Annotated in this window: 16 protein-coding genes; 5 read left to right on the forward strand and 11 right to left on the reverse strand. The window is 53.6% G+C overall.

The window, feature by feature from the left end:
- Positions 1-116: 116 nt before the first annotated feature.
- Genes ETV65_RS19875 through yihU form a run of 6 tightly spaced genes read right to left on the reverse strand, consistent with a single transcriptional unit; the run spans position 117 to position 8,239 of the window.
- Positions 117-1,532 (reverse strand): MFS transporter, encoded by a 1,416-nt coding sequence (locus ETV65_RS19875; protein ID WP_129954809.1) that lies wholly within the window; start codon positions 1,530-1,532, stop codon positions 117-119.
- A gap of 45 nt (positions 1,533-1,577) precedes the next feature.
- Complete coding sequence (locus ETV65_RS19880) at positions 1,578-2,963, reverse strand: MFS transporter (protein ID WP_129954810.1); 1,386 nt, start codon at positions 2,961-2,963, stop codon at positions 1,578-1,580.
- 56 nt (positions 2,964-3,019) lie between these two features.
- Complete coding sequence (locus ETV65_RS19885) at positions 3,020-5,056, reverse strand: alpha-glucosidase (protein WP_129954811.1); 2,037 nt, start codon at positions 5,054-5,056, stop codon at positions 3,020-3,022.
- Positions 5,057-5,073: 17 nt separating this feature from the next.
- Complete coding sequence (gene yihS / locus ETV65_RS19890) at positions 5,074-6,315, reverse strand: sulfoquinovose isomerase (RefSeq protein ID WP_129954812.1); 1,242 nt, start codon at positions 6,313-6,315, stop codon at positions 5,074-5,076.
- A gap of 15 nt (positions 6,316-6,330) precedes the next feature.
- The gene (yihT, locus tag ETV65_RS19895; RefSeq protein ID WP_129954813.1) at positions 6,331-7,209 is read right to left on the reverse strand and encodes a sulfofructosephosphate aldolase; all 879 of its coding nucleotides are present in this window, start codon (positions 7,207-7,209) and stop codon (positions 6,331-6,333) included.
- Between the two features lie 22 nt (positions 7,210-7,231).
- On the reverse strand, positions 7,232-8,239 hold the full coding sequence (gene yihU / locus ETV65_RS19900) for a sulfolactaldehyde 3-reductase (RefSeq protein WP_338019986.1): 1,008 nt from the start codon (positions 8,237-8,239) through the stop codon (positions 7,232-7,234).
- A 61-nt stretch (positions 8,240-8,300) separates the two neighbouring features.
- Here yihU and ETV65_RS19905 point away from each other — a divergent pair, with 61 nt between their 5' ends.
- Both ETV65_RS19905 and ETV65_RS19910 read left to right on the forward strand, forming a co-directional pair.
- Positions 8,301-9,197 carry a sugar kinase gene (locus ETV65_RS19905; RefSeq protein ID WP_129954815.1) on the forward strand — a complete coding sequence of 299 codons (897 nt, stop codon included), beginning with the start codon at positions 8,301-8,303 and terminating at the stop codon, positions 9,195-9,197.
- 36 nt (positions 9,198-9,233) lie between these two features.
- Positions 9,234-10,019, forward strand: coding sequence for a DeoR/GlpR family DNA-binding transcription regulator (locus tag ETV65_RS19910; protein WP_129954816.1), 786 nt, complete (start codon positions 9,234-9,236; stop codon positions 10,017-10,019).
- A 94-nt stretch (positions 10,020-10,113) separates the two neighbouring features.
- On the opposite strand, the gene ETV65_RS19915 is transcribed toward ETV65_RS19910, so the two are convergent.
- Positions 10,114-11,307 carry an amino acid aminotransferase gene (locus ETV65_RS19915; protein ID WP_129954817.1) on the reverse strand — a complete coding sequence of 398 codons (1,194 nt, stop codon included), beginning with the start codon at positions 11,305-11,307 and terminating at the stop codon, positions 10,114-10,116.
- A 226-nt stretch (positions 11,308-11,533) separates the two neighbouring features.
- Between ETV65_RS19915 and ETV65_RS19920 the strand changes: the two genes are divergently transcribed.
- Entirely contained in the window at positions 11,534-12,283 is a 750-nt protein-coding gene (locus ETV65_RS19920; protein ID WP_129954818.1) for a 3-oxoacyl-ACP reductase family protein, read from the forward strand.
- 66 nt (positions 12,284-12,349) lie between these two features.
- Here ETV65_RS19920 and ETV65_RS19925 read toward each other — a convergent pair whose 3' ends face one another.
- Positions 12,350-12,982 (reverse strand): YitT family protein, encoded by a 633-nt coding sequence (locus tag ETV65_RS19925; RefSeq protein ID WP_129954819.1) that lies wholly within the window; start codon positions 12,980-12,982, stop codon positions 12,350-12,352.
- A 245-nt stretch (positions 12,983-13,227) separates the two neighbouring features.
- Entirely contained in the window at positions 13,228-13,692 is a 465-nt protein-coding gene (locus ETV65_RS19930; protein WP_129954820.1) for an Lrp/AsnC family transcriptional regulator, read from the reverse strand.
- Positions 13,693-13,827: 135 nt separating this feature from the next.
- Here ETV65_RS19930 and ETV65_RS19935 point away from each other — a divergent pair, with 135 nt between their 5' ends.
- Positions 13,828-14,607, forward strand: coding sequence for a transporter substrate-binding domain-containing protein (locus ETV65_RS19935; protein ID WP_129954821.1), 780 nt, complete (start codon positions 13,828-13,830; stop codon positions 14,605-14,607).
- A gap of 3 nt (positions 14,608-14,610) precedes the next feature.
- Here ETV65_RS19935 and alr read toward each other — a convergent pair whose 3' ends face one another.
- Together alr and dnaB are read right to left on the reverse strand one after the other, a co-directional pair.
- Positions 14,611-15,690: an alanine racemase gene (alr, locus tag ETV65_RS19940; RefSeq protein ID WP_129954822.1), complete on the reverse strand. Its 1,080-nt coding sequence runs from the start codon at positions 15,688-15,690 to the stop codon at positions 14,611-14,613.
- 179 nt (positions 15,691-15,869) lie between these two features.
- Positions 15,870-17,276, reverse strand: coding sequence for a replicative DNA helicase (dnaB, locus tag ETV65_RS19945; protein WP_129954823.1), 1,407 nt, complete (start codon positions 17,274-17,276; stop codon positions 15,870-15,872).
- Positions 17,277-17,458: 182 nt separating this feature from the next.
- Between dnaB and ETV65_RS19950 the strand changes: the two genes are divergently transcribed.
- A complete protein-coding gene (locus tag ETV65_RS19950; protein WP_129954824.1) occupies positions 17,459-18,442 on the forward strand; it encodes a quinone oxidoreductase in 984 nt (327 codons plus the stop codon).
- Positions 18,443-18,571: the final 129 nt, after the last annotated feature.

Consider the following 18,571-nt stretch of genomic DNA (forward strand, 5'->3'; position numbering starts at 1 on the left):
AATTCAACTGTAGTAAGTGTGCAACAACATGGCGAAAAATAAAGGCGGGAGACGTAAAGAGCCGTAAAGATGAAAAAGGCCGCCCCATTATCCGTTCATCGTGGCGACCTGCTTTTTTATTGTATGACGGCGGAAAGATTGCTTTTTTCAGCCGGTGTTTCAGGCTCGTTATCTTTTTTGCGCTGAGCGATTTCCTCAATTATTTTCGCGAAGCGTGCTTCGTTCAGTTTATAAAAGAGGCCCATAATGATGGCGGCGGTAATGGCAAGTAAGCAGGGCCAGACAAAGATCAACTGGCGTAAACCGAGTAAGGTCGCGCTGCCCTGCACCGCATTCGGGATATAACCGATTTGCGTCAGCATAATTCCCGGCAGGAAACCGGCAAGCGCGGCAGATATTTTTCGTGAAAAGGTATAACCGGTATACACCGAGCCTTCGGCACGAATACCGGTTTTCCATTCGCCGTAATCCACGGTATCCGGTACCAGTGCCCAGTTCAGGCTGTTGACAAATGCGGTGCCAAAGAATGCCATGCAGGAAAACAACACAAAGCTTAACGAACTGTTTCCCCAAAAGAAGTTAAGTATATCGCCGGTTGCCCACAGCAATAATCCTCCCAGGTATACCTGCTTTTTGCCGAAGCGTTTCACACAACCCGGTACCAGAAACACGCCAATCAATATGCAGCCCATGCTGAAAAAACCCATCCATGACAGCAGATGAATATCGTGGAGAACGTACTGCGTGTAATACACCTGGATCGCCAGTTTGATATTAAACGCCGCCAGCGTACACAAGTTGGCGAGGCACAATACCAGTAACGGCGGATTACGGAATATGGCGCGAAATGACCGCAGGATCCCGGATTTATGTTCCGCAGGCGTAATCCCGACGTAACGCTCCCTGACGCCGCGATAACACCAGCCCATACACAGAATACCGCAGGTGGCAAAAATCAGCGCGGCACAGAAATATCCCACCGAAGGGGAATTGCCCAGCAACGCCTGGACAGGCATAAACCCGACCGTACACAGCAGCAACCCGAGTGTGGCACCGCCCTGACGCCAGGCGGCAAGCTGCGCCCGCTCATGCGGATTTCTGGTGATAGCCGGCACCATCGCGCCGTAAGAACAATTCATCAGGCTGTAGAACAAGCCGAACAACATAAACAGGACAGTGGCGAGTGCCGTTTTTACCGGCAGACCGAAATCATTCGCCATAAACTGCGCCGTCGCAACCAGCCCGACCGGCACGGAGGCATATAAAATGAACGGCCTGAACTTACCCCGGGCTCCAATATGACGACGGGAATCAAGTAACACGCCGGTCAGCATATCGGTAAACGCGGTGAAAAACTTCGCCACCAGAAAGATGATGCCGCCATAAAACGCCGGCATGCCCAGCTCATCAGTATAAAATTTCAGGAGATACAGCGTCCCGATACACAACATCAGGTTCGAGCCAAAATCGCCCATTCCATAGGCACACTTCTCCCGCAATGTCAGCGGATCAGGGTGATGAAAATCCTTCATGGCAATCCTCAAAGCGCCCCGCAGGGCGCTGTTACAGTGAATGCACTATGCCGTCTGCTTACGCTGTTCAATTTCCGCAACGATGCGCACGTACATTTTCTCGTTGAGGTTATAGAAACAGCCCATCGCCACGATGGTGATTGCCGCCAGCACACAGGGATAAATGAAGATCAACTGACGCAACCCTTCCTGCGTGTGCGCCGACTGCACAACATTGGGCACATAGCCGATTTGCGTCAGCATCAGGCCGGGGAAAAATCCTGCCAGTGCCTGTGAGACTTTGCGAAAGAAGGTGAAGCCGGTGTAAACCGTACCTTCCGAACGAACGCCGGTACGCCACTCGCCGTATTCCACCGTATCGGACACCAGTGCCCAGTTCAGGCTATTGACGAACGCCGAACCGAAGAACGCCAGACAGGAGAATGCGACGAAGCTAACGGAGCCGCTGCCATAGAAGTAGTTGAGGATGTCGCCGACGATCCACAGCGCCAGACCGCCGATATAGACTTTTTTCTTGCCGAATCGTCTGACGGCGGCAGGCATCAGGAATACGCCGATGAAAATGCATCCCATGCTGAAAAAGCCCATATAGGAGAGCAGAATAGGGTCGTTCAGCACGTACTGCGTGTAATACACCTGAATCGCCAGCTTGACGTTAAACGCCCCCAGCGTACAGAGATTGGCGATACACAGGATGAACAAAGGACGGTTACCGGCGATGGCGCGAAATGACGGCAAAAGCCCCGGTTTTTGCGTCTGATTTGCAGGCTGCGCCTCGCCATAACGCTCTTTCACTCCGGCATAACACAGCCACATAAACAGCAAACCCACCAGCGAGAACAGCGTCGCGGCAAAGATATAACTGCGCTGCGCATTACCTTCGAGCAGATTCATTACCGGCACAAAACCGACAGTGCACAGTAGCAGTCCCAGTGTGGCACCGCCCTGCCGCCAGGCCGCAAGCGACGCACGCTCGTCCGGATTTTTGGTGATGGCAGGCACCATCGCGCCATAGGAGCAGTTCATCATGCTGAAAAACAACCCGTACAACATAAACAGCAGTGTTGCCACGACGGTCTTACCGGTTATCTCAAACGGTGTGCCGACAAAGTTGGCGACCGCCAGCAGGGTGACCGGAAACGCGGCATACAATACGAAGGGACGGAATTTGCCTTTTGGGCCGATCTTACGCCGTGAATCCAGCATGATGCCGGTGCCCATATCGGTGAAGGCGGTAAAGAATTTGGCGATCAGAAAAATGATGCCACCGTAAGTGCCCGGCAAACCGAGCACGTCCGTGTAAAACTTCAGCAGGTACAGCGTGCCAATATCGAGCAGGATATTGGAGCCTAAATCCCCCATGCCGTACGCCAGTTTTTCCCTGAAAGGCAGGCGCAGGGTCGCGGGATTTTCCGGTGTTGTCTGACTCATTATGATTCTCCTTCATACGCCGGGGCGTGGTCGCCAACCCCGGCGGCTGAGTCTTATCAGATATGACGTAATGCACCGAACAGCGCTGCCCACTCGCTGTCTGCACGATAAAAGACCGGTGGCTGACCCAACGGTGCGGCCACCGTTACATCGCCGCCGTGATGCGTTTCGCCGGTCCAGATGTTGATCCAGGTATCCTGCGGCAGATACAGAGACCCGTCGCTGCGCCCTTCCTCATACACCGGTGCCACCAGCAGATCACGACCGAACAGATACTGGTATTTCAGGGTATACGTGCGGGCATCCTCTTCGTAATGCAGAAACAGCGGACGCATCACCGGTAAACCGCTTTGGCTGTTTTGCTGTACGGCCTGCCGGATATAGGGTTTGAGATGAGTGAATACGCCGGTCATGCGGGCAAAATGCGCAATGGTTTCGGCGTCGCCGTCAAACTGCCAGTTATCGCCCGGACGGTTGCCTTCGTGGGTGCGCATCATCGGCGTGAAGGCGCTGAAATCGCACCAGCGCAGCAGCAATTCCTTGCTACGTTTCATCCCGAACAGTGTGGTGTAACCGCCGATGTCGCTGTGATGTAAACCGTGACCGCTCATCGCCAGAGACAATGCCGCCGGAATAACCGAGGCCAGTCCGTCGTCCAGACTCCAGTCCACGTTCTGGTCGCCCGCCCACATCATCGTCGAATATTTCTGGCTGCCGGTGTAACCGGCACGCATAAAGAACAGCACCTCACCGAGTTTGCCGGTTTCCTGCAGGGCTTCGTAGTTACATTTCGCCCACAGTGCAGGCCAGGCGTTATGCATGATTTCCGCGCTGATGCCGTTGTGCAGGAAAGTGTCGGTCGGCAGATATTCGCCAAAATCTGCCATCCATCCGCCGCAACCCAGTTCAATCAGGTTCTTTTTGATAACGTTTTTGAACCACTCATAGGCCGCCGGATGAGTCAGGTCCACCACGCCTGCATAGAACTCGCCAAACTCGACGTGATAATCACCGCCGCTGGCATCCCGCGTCAGGTAGCCTTTTTTTGCGGCTTCGGCGCATAAATCCCGGTCGCTGGCAACGTAGGGATTGATGTAAGAAAGGAACTGCACGCCCTCTTCTTTCCACTGCGGAATACGTGCGTCAAGCTGCGGATACAGTTCGCTGTTCCATTTCCAGTTCCACATCACACGTTTACCGAACGAGGTCATGCGAATGCCGGACCAGTCCTGTGCCCAGATGCCGTTAACCTTCACACCCGCTTCGCGCATCACGTCCAGTTTTTGCTGGCAGACTTCCGTACCGCCCTGAATGCCCAGCGTCACGCCGTCATACACCCAGTCCGGCAACTCAGGCTGGCGGCCTAACAGCGCGGTGAGTTTTTCCAGCAGGCTGATATAGTCGCTGGCGCATTCAAAACGCAGGGTGGCGTTATCTTCCCAAAAGGCCAGTTCATGGTATTCAGGCGCGCTGAAATCGAAATTCATATAGCCGCTGTTTTCCACATGGCAGTAATACTTTTGTGTGCTGACAAAGGTCGGCTGTGGGAAAAACGTCCAGTAATAGTCGCCGCCTGCGTTCTCTTTGCAGTCGGCCTGCCAGGTAACATAGGTTTGTTTGTTGCGCCCGACGCCCTGTTCGCTGGTCCACAGCGGGAAGGGTTTGCCGCGTAAATCGAAGTAAGAGAACTGTTCACCGCAGCCGTAAATATGATCTTCTGCCTGCGCCGACAGCCGCAACCAGATACGGTTATGCCTGCTGTCGTCGTTTTGCAGGTTGAGCTGTAAACGCCCGGTATCATCGGTGGTGATAATCAGCGTTGCGCTGAGCGTACCACCACGGCTGAAACGCACTTGCCACCCCGCAGCCTGAGCGGTGATGGTGATATCCGTCAGCGCAACCTTTTCATTCAGGCGATCTTTAATACTGAAATTGCCACGAAACATAGCGATATCCGCTTCGCCGCCGCCAATCCATAAACAGGGTGCTTGCGCGGTATGACGTAAAATCAGGCGCTGCTGATAAATCAGCGAAAATTCATTATTACCGGCGGTAAATTCAATCTGAGTATTTTTATTTTGTAGGGTACTCATGATGGTCTCCGTGATTTTTATTTTGCATTGATGTCCAGCAGTCCGGCGGCCACGGCAGGTGCCAGCCCCGGTGCCAGCGGCAGACGCGGGATCACCAGACAATGCAGGAGATGATAAATATCCTGTTTGCCATCCCAGACTTTGGTAGTGACTTTATTGTCGGTATCGAGCTCCTGCCACCATGAACCATTTTCGTAATCCATCAGGTACTTCACGCAATAGTCCCACCAGGTCTGATACCAGGTTTCGTATTGCGCTTCGCCGGTAACACAATGCAGGGCATACGCGGTGCCCATCGCCTCAACAACCGGCCAGCGCACACGTTCACGCACAATGGGTTTCCCGTCCCAGCCGACGGAATAGACAAAACCATCTGCGCCGTCCGGTGCCCAGGCATCGCGGATTGTGGCGTGGAACAACCCTTTTGCATCCTCCAGCAGCCAGGCCGGAGGCGTTTCAAAACGGGCTTCCAGCGCAGCATGAAGATGCAACATCAGGCGGCCCCATTCGATCCAATGCCCTGGCGTGCCGCCGTAAGCACGGAAACGGTGCGCCGGATTATCTTTGTTGTAATCGCGGATCGGGTTCCACTGCGTATCAAAATGCTCATTGACCCGGTATTCGCCGCGACGGGCGACGTCATGAATGATCACCGAGGCAATTCTCAGTGCGCGATCCAGCCATTTCCGCTCGTGCGTAACGTCGTAGACAATCAGGAAAGCTTCGACGGCGTGCATATTTGCATTGCCGCCGCGATAAGCTTCGGTTTGGCTGAACGCTTCATCCCACGACTCGAGGCACATCTGTTCATCTTCACTCCAGAAGTATTTTTCGATCACACCGATAGCCTGATCGAGTAACGTTCTGGCTTCCGGATGGCCGGTGGTGACGGCGCTGGCCGCGCCCAGTAAAACGAAGAAATGCTGATAACCTTGCTTCGAGGCATCCACCACGCCCTCATCGTTTACACAGGCGTACCAGCCGCCGTACTGTTTATCCGCCAGTGCGCCGTTAAGGGCGCGGATCCCGTGATCCACCAGCGCATACGCTCCGGGACGCCCCATGGCTGCGGCAACCGAATACACATGCAACATGCGGGCGGTGATCCACAAATGGGTCCCCATATCCGCCCTGACTTGTCCGTTATTACCCAGCCAGCCGAAGCCGGTGGCGACAGCGGCATTTTTGCCAAATTCGAAGATCCGGTCGGTTTCCTGTTCAAGCCAGCGGTGGTGGCTCATCGTGTTAAACCATTTCATTTTCCACTCCTTTCGTTAGCGGCGGCGGGCCATCATGTCGTCGACAATCTCGCCCAGACGCTGCAATTTCGGCGCGGAAATATCCCTGAGCATAAGTTCGGTATCCGGTAAACCGACCACGGATGACCAGACTGCACGGCCGGCCAGGAAACCGGAGGCGCCTGCCGTCATGGCGACGCTGACTGCGCGCGGAAAGAGTTTTTCATCAACACCTGAGGAGAGGATCACCCACGGCATATGAATGTGTTCATTGAGGTGTTGTGATGCGTGCAGCAGTTCGGCCTGTGTACCGCGCCCGCAAAGGGGCATTTCGACTTTATAAAGGTCAGCGCCGCTGTCACCGAGTTCTTTCGCGGCATCAATAATCGCCTGTTCGCGGTCAAATTTATCGCCACGGCGAGGCGGCCTGACCACCGGTTCGATAATGCTCAGCAGACCGTGCGCATGGCAGCGTTGATTAAATGTTTTCACCATCTCCAGACGTTGTTGCGGATCTTCATCGCTGCGCCACAACACCAGTAATTTCAGCGCCTTGCCGCCGTTTTCCCGGACCGCCTGCGGATCTACACTTTTGTCGATCACCACGCTGTCCACCGGCAAGCCGTTGCCCGGAATAAATTCGTCAGCCGCCACAATCATGGCGCAGTTTTGCGCGATGGCATTCTGCTCAACAATCTGGCGGTAACAGAACGGCTGATCGACCAAAATTGCAGAAGCGTACGGCGATAAAATCCGCGCGGCATTGACTTTAAAATCGGTCAGCACCTGATCGGTAACCGGAGCTTTCGCGCCGGCGGCCACGAACATTAAACGCATGGCTTCACGCTGGTCGACCGCCAGCATGGCGAATCCGCCGGACGGACGGGTGATATCGTTAAGGCTGTAGTGAGTCATTCAACTTTCCTTGGTTAAGGCGTTACGGATGTATTTTTTGTGTCAGACCGGCGCTGGTGCGCACCTGCTCAAGAATGGCCGTCCAGTCCTGACGTCCGCGTCCTGCGGCGCGTGCCTGGTTGTATACTTCACGGGAAGCCGCACCGAGCGGCATCGGCACATGCAGCTGATTAGCGACATCCAGCGCAATACCCAGATCTTTATGGGCGAGGTCAATCATGAAAGCGGGTGACACATCCCCTTTCAGCACTTTGTTCGGCCATGACGTGGTGAAGTGGCCTTTTCCGGCCGGTGTTCCGCTCATCACCTGCAGCGCCACATCGAAAGACAGATCCAGTGCCTCGCACAGCACGGCGGCTTCAGCGGAGAGCGCATTCAGGGCAATGCTCATGTAGTTGTTGATAAGCTTGACGCGGATCCCTTTGCCCGGCCCGCCCGCATTGATCAGTTCAGACCCCATCGCCATCAGCACCGGCGTTGCGCGTTCAACCTGTTCAGGCGTACCGCCCGCCAGCAGCAGTAAAGTCCCGGCCACTGCATGATCAGAGGTTCTGCCCACCGGCACATCCATCATGCTGAAGCCCTTTTCATGCATCTGAGCAATCAGCTTGTCGGTCTGTAACGGGTGAATTGTCGACATATCGATAACCAGTGCCGACGGGTTCAGGGTTTCGCAGACCCCCTCAGGGCCAAACAGAACCTCGCGTACCAGATCACCATTGGGCAGCATGGTGATAACAAAATCCGCACCCTGCGCCGCCTCTGCCGCGCTCTTAACGCCCGATGCGCCCTGATGTACCAGCTTCTGTACCGCCTGCGGGTTGAGATCGAACACCGCTAACCGGTGCCCCTGTTTAACCAGATTGGCCGCCATCGGAGCGCCCATTTGCCCCAGACCAATAAATGCCACATTTGCCATGCGTCTCTCCTTTGTGCTGATCAGACATGTCACTTTTTGATAATCAGCGGTGTCTTTATTTGTCGTTTTTTGATCGTATTTGTAATTTAAAGTCAAAAAATTGACAGCCATCACTTTTTTAACAATTGGCTAAATTAAAATAACCTCATCAAAATACGCTTAAGGAATAGCCATGATTCGCATTGCCTGTGTCGGGATTACCGTAATGGACCGGATCTATTACGTTGAAGAATTGCCTGCGGGAGGGGGAAAATATGTCGCTGAAAAATATCATGAAGTGGGCGGCGGTCCCGCCGCTACGGCAGCCGTTGCGGCAGCCCGGCTGGGGGCGCAGGTGGATTTTATTGGCCGTGTGGGTGATGACGATACCGGAAACCGGCTGCTCACGGAGCTGGACTCCCTGGGGGTAAATACCCGGTACGTCCGCCGCGTGGAAGGCGCCAGCTCGTCGCAATCCGCCGTTCTGGTGGACAACAACGGTGAGCGGATCATTATCAATTATCCCGGCCCGGATTTGCCCGCTTGTGCCACATGGTTACAGGCTATCGATTTTTCACAGTGGGATGTGGTGCTGGCAGATGTGCGCTGGCATGAGGGAGCGAAACAGGCATTTACGCTGGCGCGTCAGGTGGGTGTAATGACGGTGCTGGATGCCGATGTGACGCCGCAAGATATCGCCGATTTAGTCGCTTTAAGCGATCACGCCGCGTTTTCCGCTCCGGGTTTACAACGGCTGACCGGAAAATCTGACGCCGGTTCTGCATTAGCCAAAGCCAAAACGCTCACAAAGGGTCATGTCTATGTCACACAGGGCGGGCAAGGTTGTCTGTGGCTGGAAAATGACAGGCTGCATCATCAGCCGGGCTTCGCCGTTAATGTCGTAGACACAACCGGCGCAGGCGATGTTTTTCATGGCGCACTGGCGGTCAGTCTGTCTCAGGACGCCTTGCCTGCCGAAGCGGTTCGCTTTGCCAGCGGGGTCGCGGCACTGAAATGTACACAGCCTGGTGGCCGCGCGGGGATACCTGACTGTGATCAGACCCGGTCTTTTTTGTCACTTTCTGTATAGAATACGACTCAGACGCTCATTTTGAAGGATGTATCCATGAGTCTTACTGAACTGACCGGCAATCCGCGCCACGATCAACTGCTCGCACTGATTGCCGAGCGCGGTTACATGAACATTGAAGAGCTGGCGGCGCTGCTGGATGTCTCGACCCAAACTGCCCGCCGCGATATCCGCAAACTCAGCGATCAGGGGCTGATCACGCGCCATCACGGCGGTGCGGGGCGTGCGTCAAGTGTGGTTAATACCGCCTTCGAACAGCGCGAGATTTCCTGGACGGAAGAGAAAAAAGCCATTGCGGAAGCCATCGCTGATTACATTCCTGACGGCTCGACAGTGTTTATCACCATCGGTACCACGGTCGAGCAGGTCGCCCATTCGCTGCTCAATCATAACCGCCTGCGGATTATCACCAACTGTCTGCGTGTCGCACATATCTTGTATAAGAATCCGCGCTTTGAAGTGATGGTGCCGGGCGGAACACTGCGTCCGCACAATGGCGGAATTATCGGCCCTGCCGCCACGGCTTTTGTTGCAGGATTCCGTGCCGACTATCTGGTGACCAGTGTCGGCGCTATTGAAAGCGACGGTGCCCTGCTGGAGTTCGACGTCAACGAAGCCAGCGTGGTGAAAACCATGATGGCGCATTCACGTCATATTCTGCTGGCCGCTGACCATACCAAATATCATGCCTCTGCAGCGGTCGAAATCGGCAATATCTCGCAAGCCACAGCGCTGTTCACTGACGAACTTCCGGCCGCCGGGTTGCTCAAAGTGCTGAAAAACCATCAGGTAGAAGTCATCAAAGTCAGCACGGCGGAATAAAAAAGCCGACATTTCTGTCGGCCTTTAAGCGTACCCTGTGACCGGGGTGAATGAGCGCAACCAACGCATCCGCAGCCCGAAATATGACGGGGATTTACTGGACCGCGGCGAAAGCTTCAGCCACTTGCCTGACGTTATGGTGATTCAGACCGGCCATGCAGACGCGGCCGCTGAGGATCAGGTAAACGCCAAACTCTTCACGCAGACGGACAACCTGCGCTTCGCTGAAACCGGTGTAGCTGAACATACCGCGCTGTTGCAGCAGGTAGCCAAAATCACGCCCCGGTAAGGCCGTTTTCAGGCTGTCGACCAGGGTGTGGCGCATTTCCAGAATACGGATGCGCATTCTCTCGACTTCCGCTTTCCACTGGGCGTTCAGGGCGCTGTCGCTCAGAACTTCTGCAACGACTTTTGCACCGAAGCTTGGCGGGCTGGAGTAGTTACGGCGCACGGTTGCTTTCAGCTGACCCAGCACACGTCCCGCCGCATCGCTGTCTTCGCAGACCACAGACAGGCCGCCGACACGTTCACCGTACAGGGAGAAAATTTTCGAGAAGGAGTTACTGACAAAGCAGTTAACGCCAGCAGAGGCCATCGCGCGGATAGCGTAGGCGTCGTCGTCAATGCCCGCGCCAAAGCCCTGATAAGCGATGTCGAGGAACGGGATCAGCTCACGCTGTTTGGTGATTTCAATCACCTGATCCCACTGTGCTGGCGTCAGGTCAGAACCGGTCGGGTTGTGACAACACGGATGCAGGAGAACGATGCTTTGCGCTGGTAAACTTTTCAGGCGGTCAATCATCGCCGGGAAATTTACTCCCAAGGTTTCAGGATCAAAGTAAGGATAAGTATGCACTTTGAAACCTGCGCCACTGAAGATAGCCACATGGTTTTCCCAGGTCGGATCGCTCACATAAACTTCAGAATTCGGGAAATAAAACTTCAGGAAATCAGCGCCAACTTTCAGTGCACCGGAACCGCCGACGGTCTGAATAGTCGCGATACGCTGTTGTTTCAGCGCCGGATGTCCGGCACCAAACAGCAGCGCCTGGATACCTGCACGATACGCAGGTAACCCTTCCATTGGCAGATAGACTGACGCGGCCTGCGGCCCGGCATTCAGTTGTTGCTCGGCTTTTTCCACCGCCGCCAGTTGCGGAATAATACCCTGCCCGTCGTAATAAAGACCGATACTCAGGTTTACCTTATCTTGTCTCGGATCGGTCTTGAAGCTTTCCATCAGCGACAAAATCGGGTCACCGGCATAGGCATCGACATGTTGGAACACGGTATACATCTCCTGGGTTGGGTTGAGTGGCGCTGCGATCCACGTCCGGTAAGCCGGCGCATCACAACTGTTTCACAGACTATCAAAGTTCGTTAAAAAAGATGACAACTATGTTGGCAATTTTCGGGCACGTATTGCATATCAAACCGGCCGTTCACCTGAGATTCTGATTTGCTGCTATGAGCTACGATCAAACCATCACCTCATCCATCCGGAGTACCGTAATATGACGACTCAATACGCATTGCAAAGTAAAGCCGCATTTGTTCAGGGCGGTTCACGCGGCATCGGTGCTGCTATCGTTCAGCGTCTGGCCCGCGAAGGTGCCAGCGTGGCTTTCACGTATGTCTCATCTGAAGATAAAGCGCAGGCGCTGGTGAAAACTATCGAAGCCAGCGGTGGCAAAGCGCTGGCGATTAAAGCCGACAGCGCCGATGAAAGTAGCGTCCGCTCCGCCATCGACAGCGCGGCGAAAGCATTCGGTAAAATCGATATTCTGGTCAATAACGCCGGTGTGCTGGCGTTCGGCGAAATCGATGCGCTGACGATGGATGATTTCGACCGTACCATCGCCATCAATGTGCGCAGCGTTTTTGTCGCCAGCCAACAGGCTGCGCGCCATATGCCTGACGGCGGACGCATCATCACCATCGGCAGCGTCAATGCCGATCGCATGCCATTCCAGGGTGGTGCTGTTTATGCCATGAGCAAATCAGCTATCGTCGGCCTGACCAAAGGTCTGGCACGGGATTTAGGGCCGCGTGGCATTACCGTGAACAACGTCCAACCCGGCCCGGTCGATACCGATATGAACCCGGCTGACGGCGAAATGGCTGATGGCATGCGTTCTTATATGGCGCTCAACCGCTACGGCAAAGACAGTGAAATCGCCAGCTTTGTGGCTTATCTTTCCGGCCCTGAAGCGGGTTATATCACCGGTGCAAACCTGACGATTGACGGCGGCTTCGGCGCATAATTTATGCCGATGTACTGACAAAAATGGCGCAGGTCTCTGAACCCTGCGTCATTTTCATCCATGTCGTCAGACGCTGTAGCGCCCCGGACGGTGATTCATCGCGATAATCAGATTCACAATCACCGCACCCAGCACCGAGGCAATCAGCATTTCGTAACTCACCACGAACAGCGATGCCAGCACGATGCAGCAGTCCACACCCATTTGCAGTTTACCGGCACGGATACCGTATTTGTCCTGCAGAAACAGCGCCAGAATGTTCACGCCGCCCAGACTGGCTTTATGACGGAACAGCACAATAAAGCCGATGCCCATAATCACGTTAGCAAACAACGTCGCGTAGAATGGCTGAAGATGATCAAAGTGCACGAAAAGCGGATGCAGATCGGAGAAGACGGAAACCAGTGCAACAGCGGCAAACGTTTTCAGCGTGAACGGCAAACCCATACGACGAAAAGAGAGATAATAGAAAGGTAAGTTGATGATAAAAAAGGCCGTACCGAACGAAACCTGCGTGACGTAATGTGCCAGAAATGCCATTCCTGCCGTGCCGCCGGTCAGTGCGCCGACCTGCCGCAACATCACCACGCCAAAAGAGACCATCAGTGTACCGATAATGATCGCCAGCGCATCTTCAATCAGCGTATGCCCGATGCGCGGCTGTTCAACCGGCTGTTTGATGTCATCAAGAGTTGCCATAATTCCCCATACCCCAAAATAATAATTCTAACGTCTGATTTTGAGATAATTATTGAGACAGAGAATTAAGGCAATATTCACGCGCGCAATTTGCATCAAAAATCGAAAATAAGATTTTATGACGCGTTAATTATTCTTTACATGCACAAAACACGCATATTAATTCAAAATAATGCACCATAAAAGTGATATTGCACCAAAACAAATCACCTTAATAGTGCACGCAAAATAAAGGGGGGATTTTTTCAGGCAATCGTCAATAAGCCGTTTTCTTTTAGACGGTTAAGCACTACCGATGTTTTTACATGGGAGACACTTTTATGCGCTGACAGGATTTGGCTGATCAACGTACTTAAACCGGCTAAATCTTTCACCGCAACTTTCAGCAGATAATCCGCATCCCCGGTAGTTTTATAGGCATCAATAATCGCATCAACTTCACCCAGCATGCTGTGAAATGCATCGACCTGTGCAGGTAAATGGTTTATAAGCCTGACTTCAATCAGTCCAATCATCCCCAAGCCCAGTGCTTCCGGTGCCAGACGCGCGTGATAGCCGAGGATCATCTGAGCCTGTTCAAGGCCAATCCGCCGACGTGAACACTGTGATGCTGACAGCCCCACCAGTTCGCTTAATTCCTGATTGGTCAGCCTTCCGTTCGTTTGTAATAAGGTCAGAATTTTAAGATCGTAATCATCAATGCTGTACATGGCAGTGTTCCTGTCGTTTTAATTTTTATGTGTCGGATTCTTATTGCAAAAAACATTCCCACTCTGGCCAGTTATAAATACTTCCCGGCGATTTTTTCTTATACTTGCGCATGATTTAAACGCAAGGAAAAAATAATGAAAAAAGTACTCTGCTCTCTCGCTTTGCTGTCTGCCTTGCCCGGTCTGGCAAAAGCTGACACCCCATCTTCACACCTTGAGCGCGTATTACAGAAAGGCTCGCTGAATGTCTGTACCACCGGTGACTATAAACCGTATACGTTTTTGAAAGAAAACGGAGAGTACGAAGGTATTGATATTGCGATGGCGGGATCACTGGCGGCAAGTCTGGATGTAAAAGTGAACTGGGTGCCGGTCACCTGGAAATCACTGCCGGACGAAATGAGCGCCGGGCATTGTGATATCGCGATGGGCGGAATTTCAGTGACGCTTAAACGCCAGCAAAAAGCCTGGTTCGCTAATGTATTGGATCAGGACGGGAAAATCCCGCTGGTGCGCTGTGAAAATGTGCGTCAGTACCAGACGATTGCGCAGTTAAATCGTCCGTCCGTGCGCCTGATTGAACCGGCGGGCGGTACCAATGAAGCCTTCGTGCACAGCCATCTGCCGCAAGGCACGCTGGCACTGAGCGATAACGTGACCATCTTCCAGAAGCTGGTGGATAAGAAAGCGGACGTGATGATCACTGATGCGTCGGAAGCGCTGTATCAGCAGAAACATTATCCGAAACTGTGTGCGGTGAACCCGAAGAAGCCGCTGCAGTATGGCGAAAAGGCCTACATGCTGCCGCGTGATGACATAAGCTGGAAGATGTATGTCGACCAGTGGCTGCACCTGAGTAAAGCCACCGGCGAATATCAGAAAATTGTCAGCCAGTGGCTGGCGGTGAAAAAGTAAGGTTTAGTCGCCAATATAAACGCGGGCGACCCGCTCGCTGAGTTGGGTAATCAGCTCATAAGCACTGATACCGGTTGCCTGCGCAATGCGCTCAACCGGTAATTTCTCGCCCCAGAAAATCACCTCATCCCCTACGTTGTCTGTGGCTTCCGGCCCCAGATCGACGGTGATCATATCCATCGACACGCGCCCGGCAACCGGTACCTCACGGCCATTAACCCACACAGGTGTACCATTTGGCGCACTGCGCGGATAACCGTCGCCGTATCCCATTGCCACCACACCAAGGCGGGTATGGCGGTCACTGACCCAGGTACTGCCGTAACCGACAGGTTCACCGGCGGCATGTTCACGTATGGCAATCAGGCTGGAAGTCAGGGTCATTGCCGGTTGAAGCCCAAAATCGCTGGCCGTTCCGGTTTCCATCGGCGACACACCATATAAAATAATGCCCGGGCGAACCAGATTCATATGCGATTCCGGCCACAGTAAAATACCGCCGGAAGCCGCAATGGATTTTTGCCCCGGCTTGCCTTTGGCAAATTCATTAAAGCAGCTCAGCTGTTTCGGTGTGGCATCGCTTTCCGGTTCATCCGCGCGGCAGAAATGGCTCATCATATTGACTGGCTGAACCACGTTTTTGCAGGCACTCAGACGCTGATAGAATGCATCGGCCTGTGCCGGATGGACACCTAAACGGTGCATACCGGTGTCGATTTTCAACCAGACATTCAGCGGACGCGCGAGATCAGCACTTTCCAGCGCCTCAAGTTGTTCGATGCTGTGAACGGCGGTATCCAGCTGATGGCCGACCAGCAGCGGTAATTCGCTGGCAGAGAAAAAACCTTCGAGCAGGAGGACGGGTTTTACCACACCGGCTTTACGCAGCATCAGTGCCTCACTGAGCCGCGAAACACCGTAATAATCGGCATCCTGCAGGCTGTGCACCGTCTCCAGCAGACCGTGCCCATAAGCGTTTGCTTTCACCACCGCAACCAGACGACTTTGTGTCGCCAGATGACGAACCCGTTGCAGATTGTGTCGCAGAGCGCGGCGATCAATGACAGCCGTAGCCGCTTTCATTTTAAGTCCTTTGCATGAAATTATTGAGGTTTTAGCAGCCTAAAGGGGCGTTATTGGCGCAGCCAGTTTGCGTTCGGCCAGCGCGGAAAAACCGGAGCGTACACGTAGTACACGAGCCAATCTTTCCAAAAAAAGTGAGCACTGCCCGGCCACAAAATGGCAAGCAAAATAGCCCCACACTAATCTTCGTCGTATTGCGGGCCGCCATAGTTATCAAACCGCGACCACTGACCGTTGAAGGTCAGGCGGACGGTACCGATCGGGCCGTTACGCTGTTTGCCGAGAATAATTTGCGCGATGCCTTTTTCTTCACTGTTGTCGTGATAGACCTCGTCACGATAGATAAACATGATTAAGTCGGCATCCTGCTCAATGGAACCGGATTCACGTAAATCGGAGTTAACCGGGCGTTTATCCGCACGTTGTTCCAGGCTTCGGTTCAGCTGCGACAGCGCTACCACCGGCACCTGCAATTCTTTCGCCAGCGCTTTCAGCGAGCGGGAGATTTCGGCGATTTCCAGCGTACGGTTGTCGGACAACGCCGGAACGCGCATCAGTTGCAAATAGTCGATCATGATCAGGCTCAGGCCCCCGTGCTCACGGAAGATGCGTCGCGCACGCGAACGAACTTCGGTTGGCGTCAGGCCGGAGGAGTCATCGATATACATGTTACGTTTTTCGAGCAAAATCCCCATGGTGCTGGAAATACGCGCCCAGTCTTCATCATCAAGCTGACCGGTACGGATTTTGGTCTGATCGACGCGGGAAAGCGACGCCAGCATACGCATCATGAGCTGATCGCCGGGCATCTCAAGGCTGAAGATTAAGACCGGTTTATCCTGCATCATCGCGGCATTTTCGGCGAGGTTCATCGCAAAAGTGGTTTTACCCATCGACGGACGCGCCGCCACGATGATCAGGTCAGATTTTTGCAGACCTGCCGTTTTCTTGTCGAGGTCAGCATAACCGGTTGAAACGCCGGTTACACCGTCGTGCGGACGCTGGAACAGCTCTTCGATACGGGAAACCGTGCTTTCCAGAATACGGTCGATGCTTTTCGGACCTTCGTCTTTACTGGCGCGGCTTTCGGCAATCTGGAATACCCGGGATTCGGCTAAGTCCAGCAGGTCTTCGCTGCTGCGGCCTTGCGGATCATAGCCTGCGTCGGCAATTTCATTAGCGACGGAGATCATTTCCCGGACCACAGCACGTTCACGTACAATGTCCGCGTAAGCACCGATGTTCGCCGCACTTGGGGTGTTTTTAGAAAGTTCTGCCAGGTAAGCAAAACCGCCGACAGAATCCAGATCGCCTTTCTGTTCCAGAGATTCAGAAAGCGTGATCAGGTCGATCGGCTTGCTCATTTCCAGCAAACGCTGCATTTCGGTAAAAATCAGGCGGTGCGGGCGACTGAAGAAATCATTGCTGACCACCCGCTCGGCCACGTTATCCCAGCGTTCATTGTCCAGCATCAGCCCGCCCAGAACGGATTGTTCAGCTTCCAGCGAATGCGGCGGAAGTTTCAAGCCTTCCATCTGGCGATCGCGGTTTTCGTTCTGTTGATTGGTCGGTTTTTTTGCTGCCATCTGTGGATTATTTCCTGCTCTAAGCGCCTGTTTTATGAGCGTCAGGTTTCCAAAAATCGGAGCCTGACTCGCGCGACAGTATAAACCATTTCAAAAGGGTATTAACCCTTAGTGCCGAAAATCTGGATTGTCCGGGACATTTAGCCTAGGGTTGAAATCAGTCTCCATCACGAGGAAAAAACATGGCAAAGCGCATCCAGTTTTCTGAAACAGGTTCCCCGGACGTCCTGCAATACGTTGATTATCAGCCCCGGGATCCGCAGGCAGGTGAAGTCCAGGTCGAGAATAAAGCCATCGGCATCAACTATATTGATACTTACGTGCGCAGCGGTCTTTATGCACCAGCCAGTTTTCCGGCGGGTTTAGGCACGGAAGCGGCAGGCGTAGTCAGCAAAGTTGGCAGCGGTGTCACTGACATCAAACCGGGCGATCGTGTGGTATATGCACAATCCGCGCCTGGCGCTTACAGCGAATTCCATAACGTGCCGCAGGAAAAAATTGCTCTTTTGCCGGAGGCGATCAGCTTTGAACAGGCCGCAGCCTCTTTCCTTAAGGGGCTGACAGTTTATTATTTACTGCGCAAAACCCATGAAGTTCAGGCCGGTGAAACCATTCTCTTCCATGCCGCAGCAGGTGGCGTAGGCCTGATTGCCTGCCAGTGGGCGAAAGCACTGGGTGTAAAACTGATTGGCACCGTGGGCTCCGATGAAAAAGCTGAACGTGCCAGACAAGCCGGTGCGTGGGAAACCATTAATTACCGGACAGAAGATATCGCAACCCGCGTGGCAGAACTGACCAACGGTGAAAAAGTCGGTGTGGTTTATGACTCCGTCGGCAAAGATACCTTTGAAAAATCGTTAAACAGCCTGAAACGCCGCGGTTTGCTGGTCAGTTTCGGCAATGCGTCCGGCCCGGTAAAAGGCGTAGATCTGGCGATACTCAATCAGAAAGGTTCGCTGTTTGTGACGCGTCCTTCCCTGAATGGCTACGTGACTAACCGGGAAGAACTGCTGGAAGCAAGCAGTGAGTTGTTCTCACTGATCGCCAGTGGCGCGATAAAAGTGGAGGTCAGCGATGCCCAGAAATTCCCGCTTTCCGAGGCAAAACGCGCACATGAAACGCTGGAAAGCCGCGTGACGCAAGGCTCGAGTTTGCTCCTCCCATAACAGTTTCCTTAAGCCATTGACGTTACAGCAAGGCAGCAAACGAATGCGTTCCGATGAGCTTACTCAGGTAAGTGATTCGGGTGAGTGAGTGCAGCTAATACAGCTGTGGTGGCAAGGGCGACGGGGAAA

The sequence above is a fragment of the Rahnella sp. RFA10(1/100) genome (genome assembly GCF_004195115.1).
In the GTDB taxonomy this organism is placed as follows: domain Bacteria; phylum Pseudomonadota; class Gammaproteobacteria; order Enterobacterales; family Enterobacteriaceae; genus Rahnella; species Rahnella perminowiae.

Bases quoted from the DNA above. Each gene is read 5' to 3' on its own strand.
- ETV65_RS19875 (WP_129954809.1), bottom strand. From the start codon at position 1,532: ATGAAGGATTTTCATCACCCTGATCCGCTGACATTGCGGGAGAAGTGT.
- ETV65_RS19880 (WP_129954810.1), bottom strand. From the start codon at position 2,963: ATGAGTCAGACAACACCGGAAAATCCCGCGACCCTGCGCCTGCCTTTC.
- ETV65_RS19885 (WP_129954811.1), bottom strand. From the start codon at position 5,056: ATGAGTACCCTACAAAATAAAAATACTCAGATTGAATTTACCGCCGGT.
- yihS (WP_129954812.1), bottom strand. From the start codon at position 6,315: ATGAAATGGTTTAACACGATGAGCCACCACCGCTGGCTTGAACAGGAA.
- yihT (WP_129954813.1), bottom strand. From the start codon at position 7,209: ATGACTCACTACAGCCTTAACGATATCACCCGTCCGTCCGGCGGATTC.
- yihU (WP_338019986.1), bottom strand. From the start codon at position 8,239: ATGGCTGTCAATTTTTTGACTTTAAATTACAAATACGATCAAAAAACG.
- ETV65_RS19905 (WP_129954815.1), top strand. From the start codon at position 8,301: ATGATTCGCATTGCCTGTGTCGGGATTACCGTAATGGACCGGATCTAT.
- ETV65_RS19910 (WP_129954816.1), top strand. From the start codon at position 9,234: ATGAGTCTTACTGAACTGACCGGCAATCCGCGCCACGATCAACTGCTC.
- ETV65_RS19920 (WP_129954818.1), top strand. From the start codon at position 11,534: ATGACGACTCAATACGCATTGCAAAGTAAAGCCGCATTTGTTCAGGGC.
- ETV65_RS19925 (WP_129954819.1), bottom strand. From the start codon at position 12,982: ATGGCAACTCTTGATGACATCAAACAGCCGGTTGAACAGCCGCGCATC.
- ETV65_RS19930 (WP_129954820.1), bottom strand. From the start codon at position 13,692: ATGTACAGCATTGATGATTACGATCTTAAAATTCTGACCTTATTACAA.
- ETV65_RS19935 (WP_129954821.1), top strand. From the start codon at position 13,828: ATGAAAAAAGTACTCTGCTCTCTCGCTTTGCTGTCTGCCTTGCCCGGT.
- alr (WP_129954822.1), bottom strand. From the start codon at position 15,690: ATGAAAGCGGCTACGGCTGTCATTGATCGCCGCGCTCTGCGACACAAT.
- dnaB (WP_129954823.1), bottom strand. From the start codon at position 17,276: ATGGCAGCAAAAAAACCGACCAATCAACAGAACGAAAACCGCGATCGC.
- ETV65_RS19950 (WP_129954824.1), top strand. From the start codon at position 17,459: ATGGCAAAGCGCATCCAGTTTTCTGAAACAGGTTCCCCGGACGTCCTG.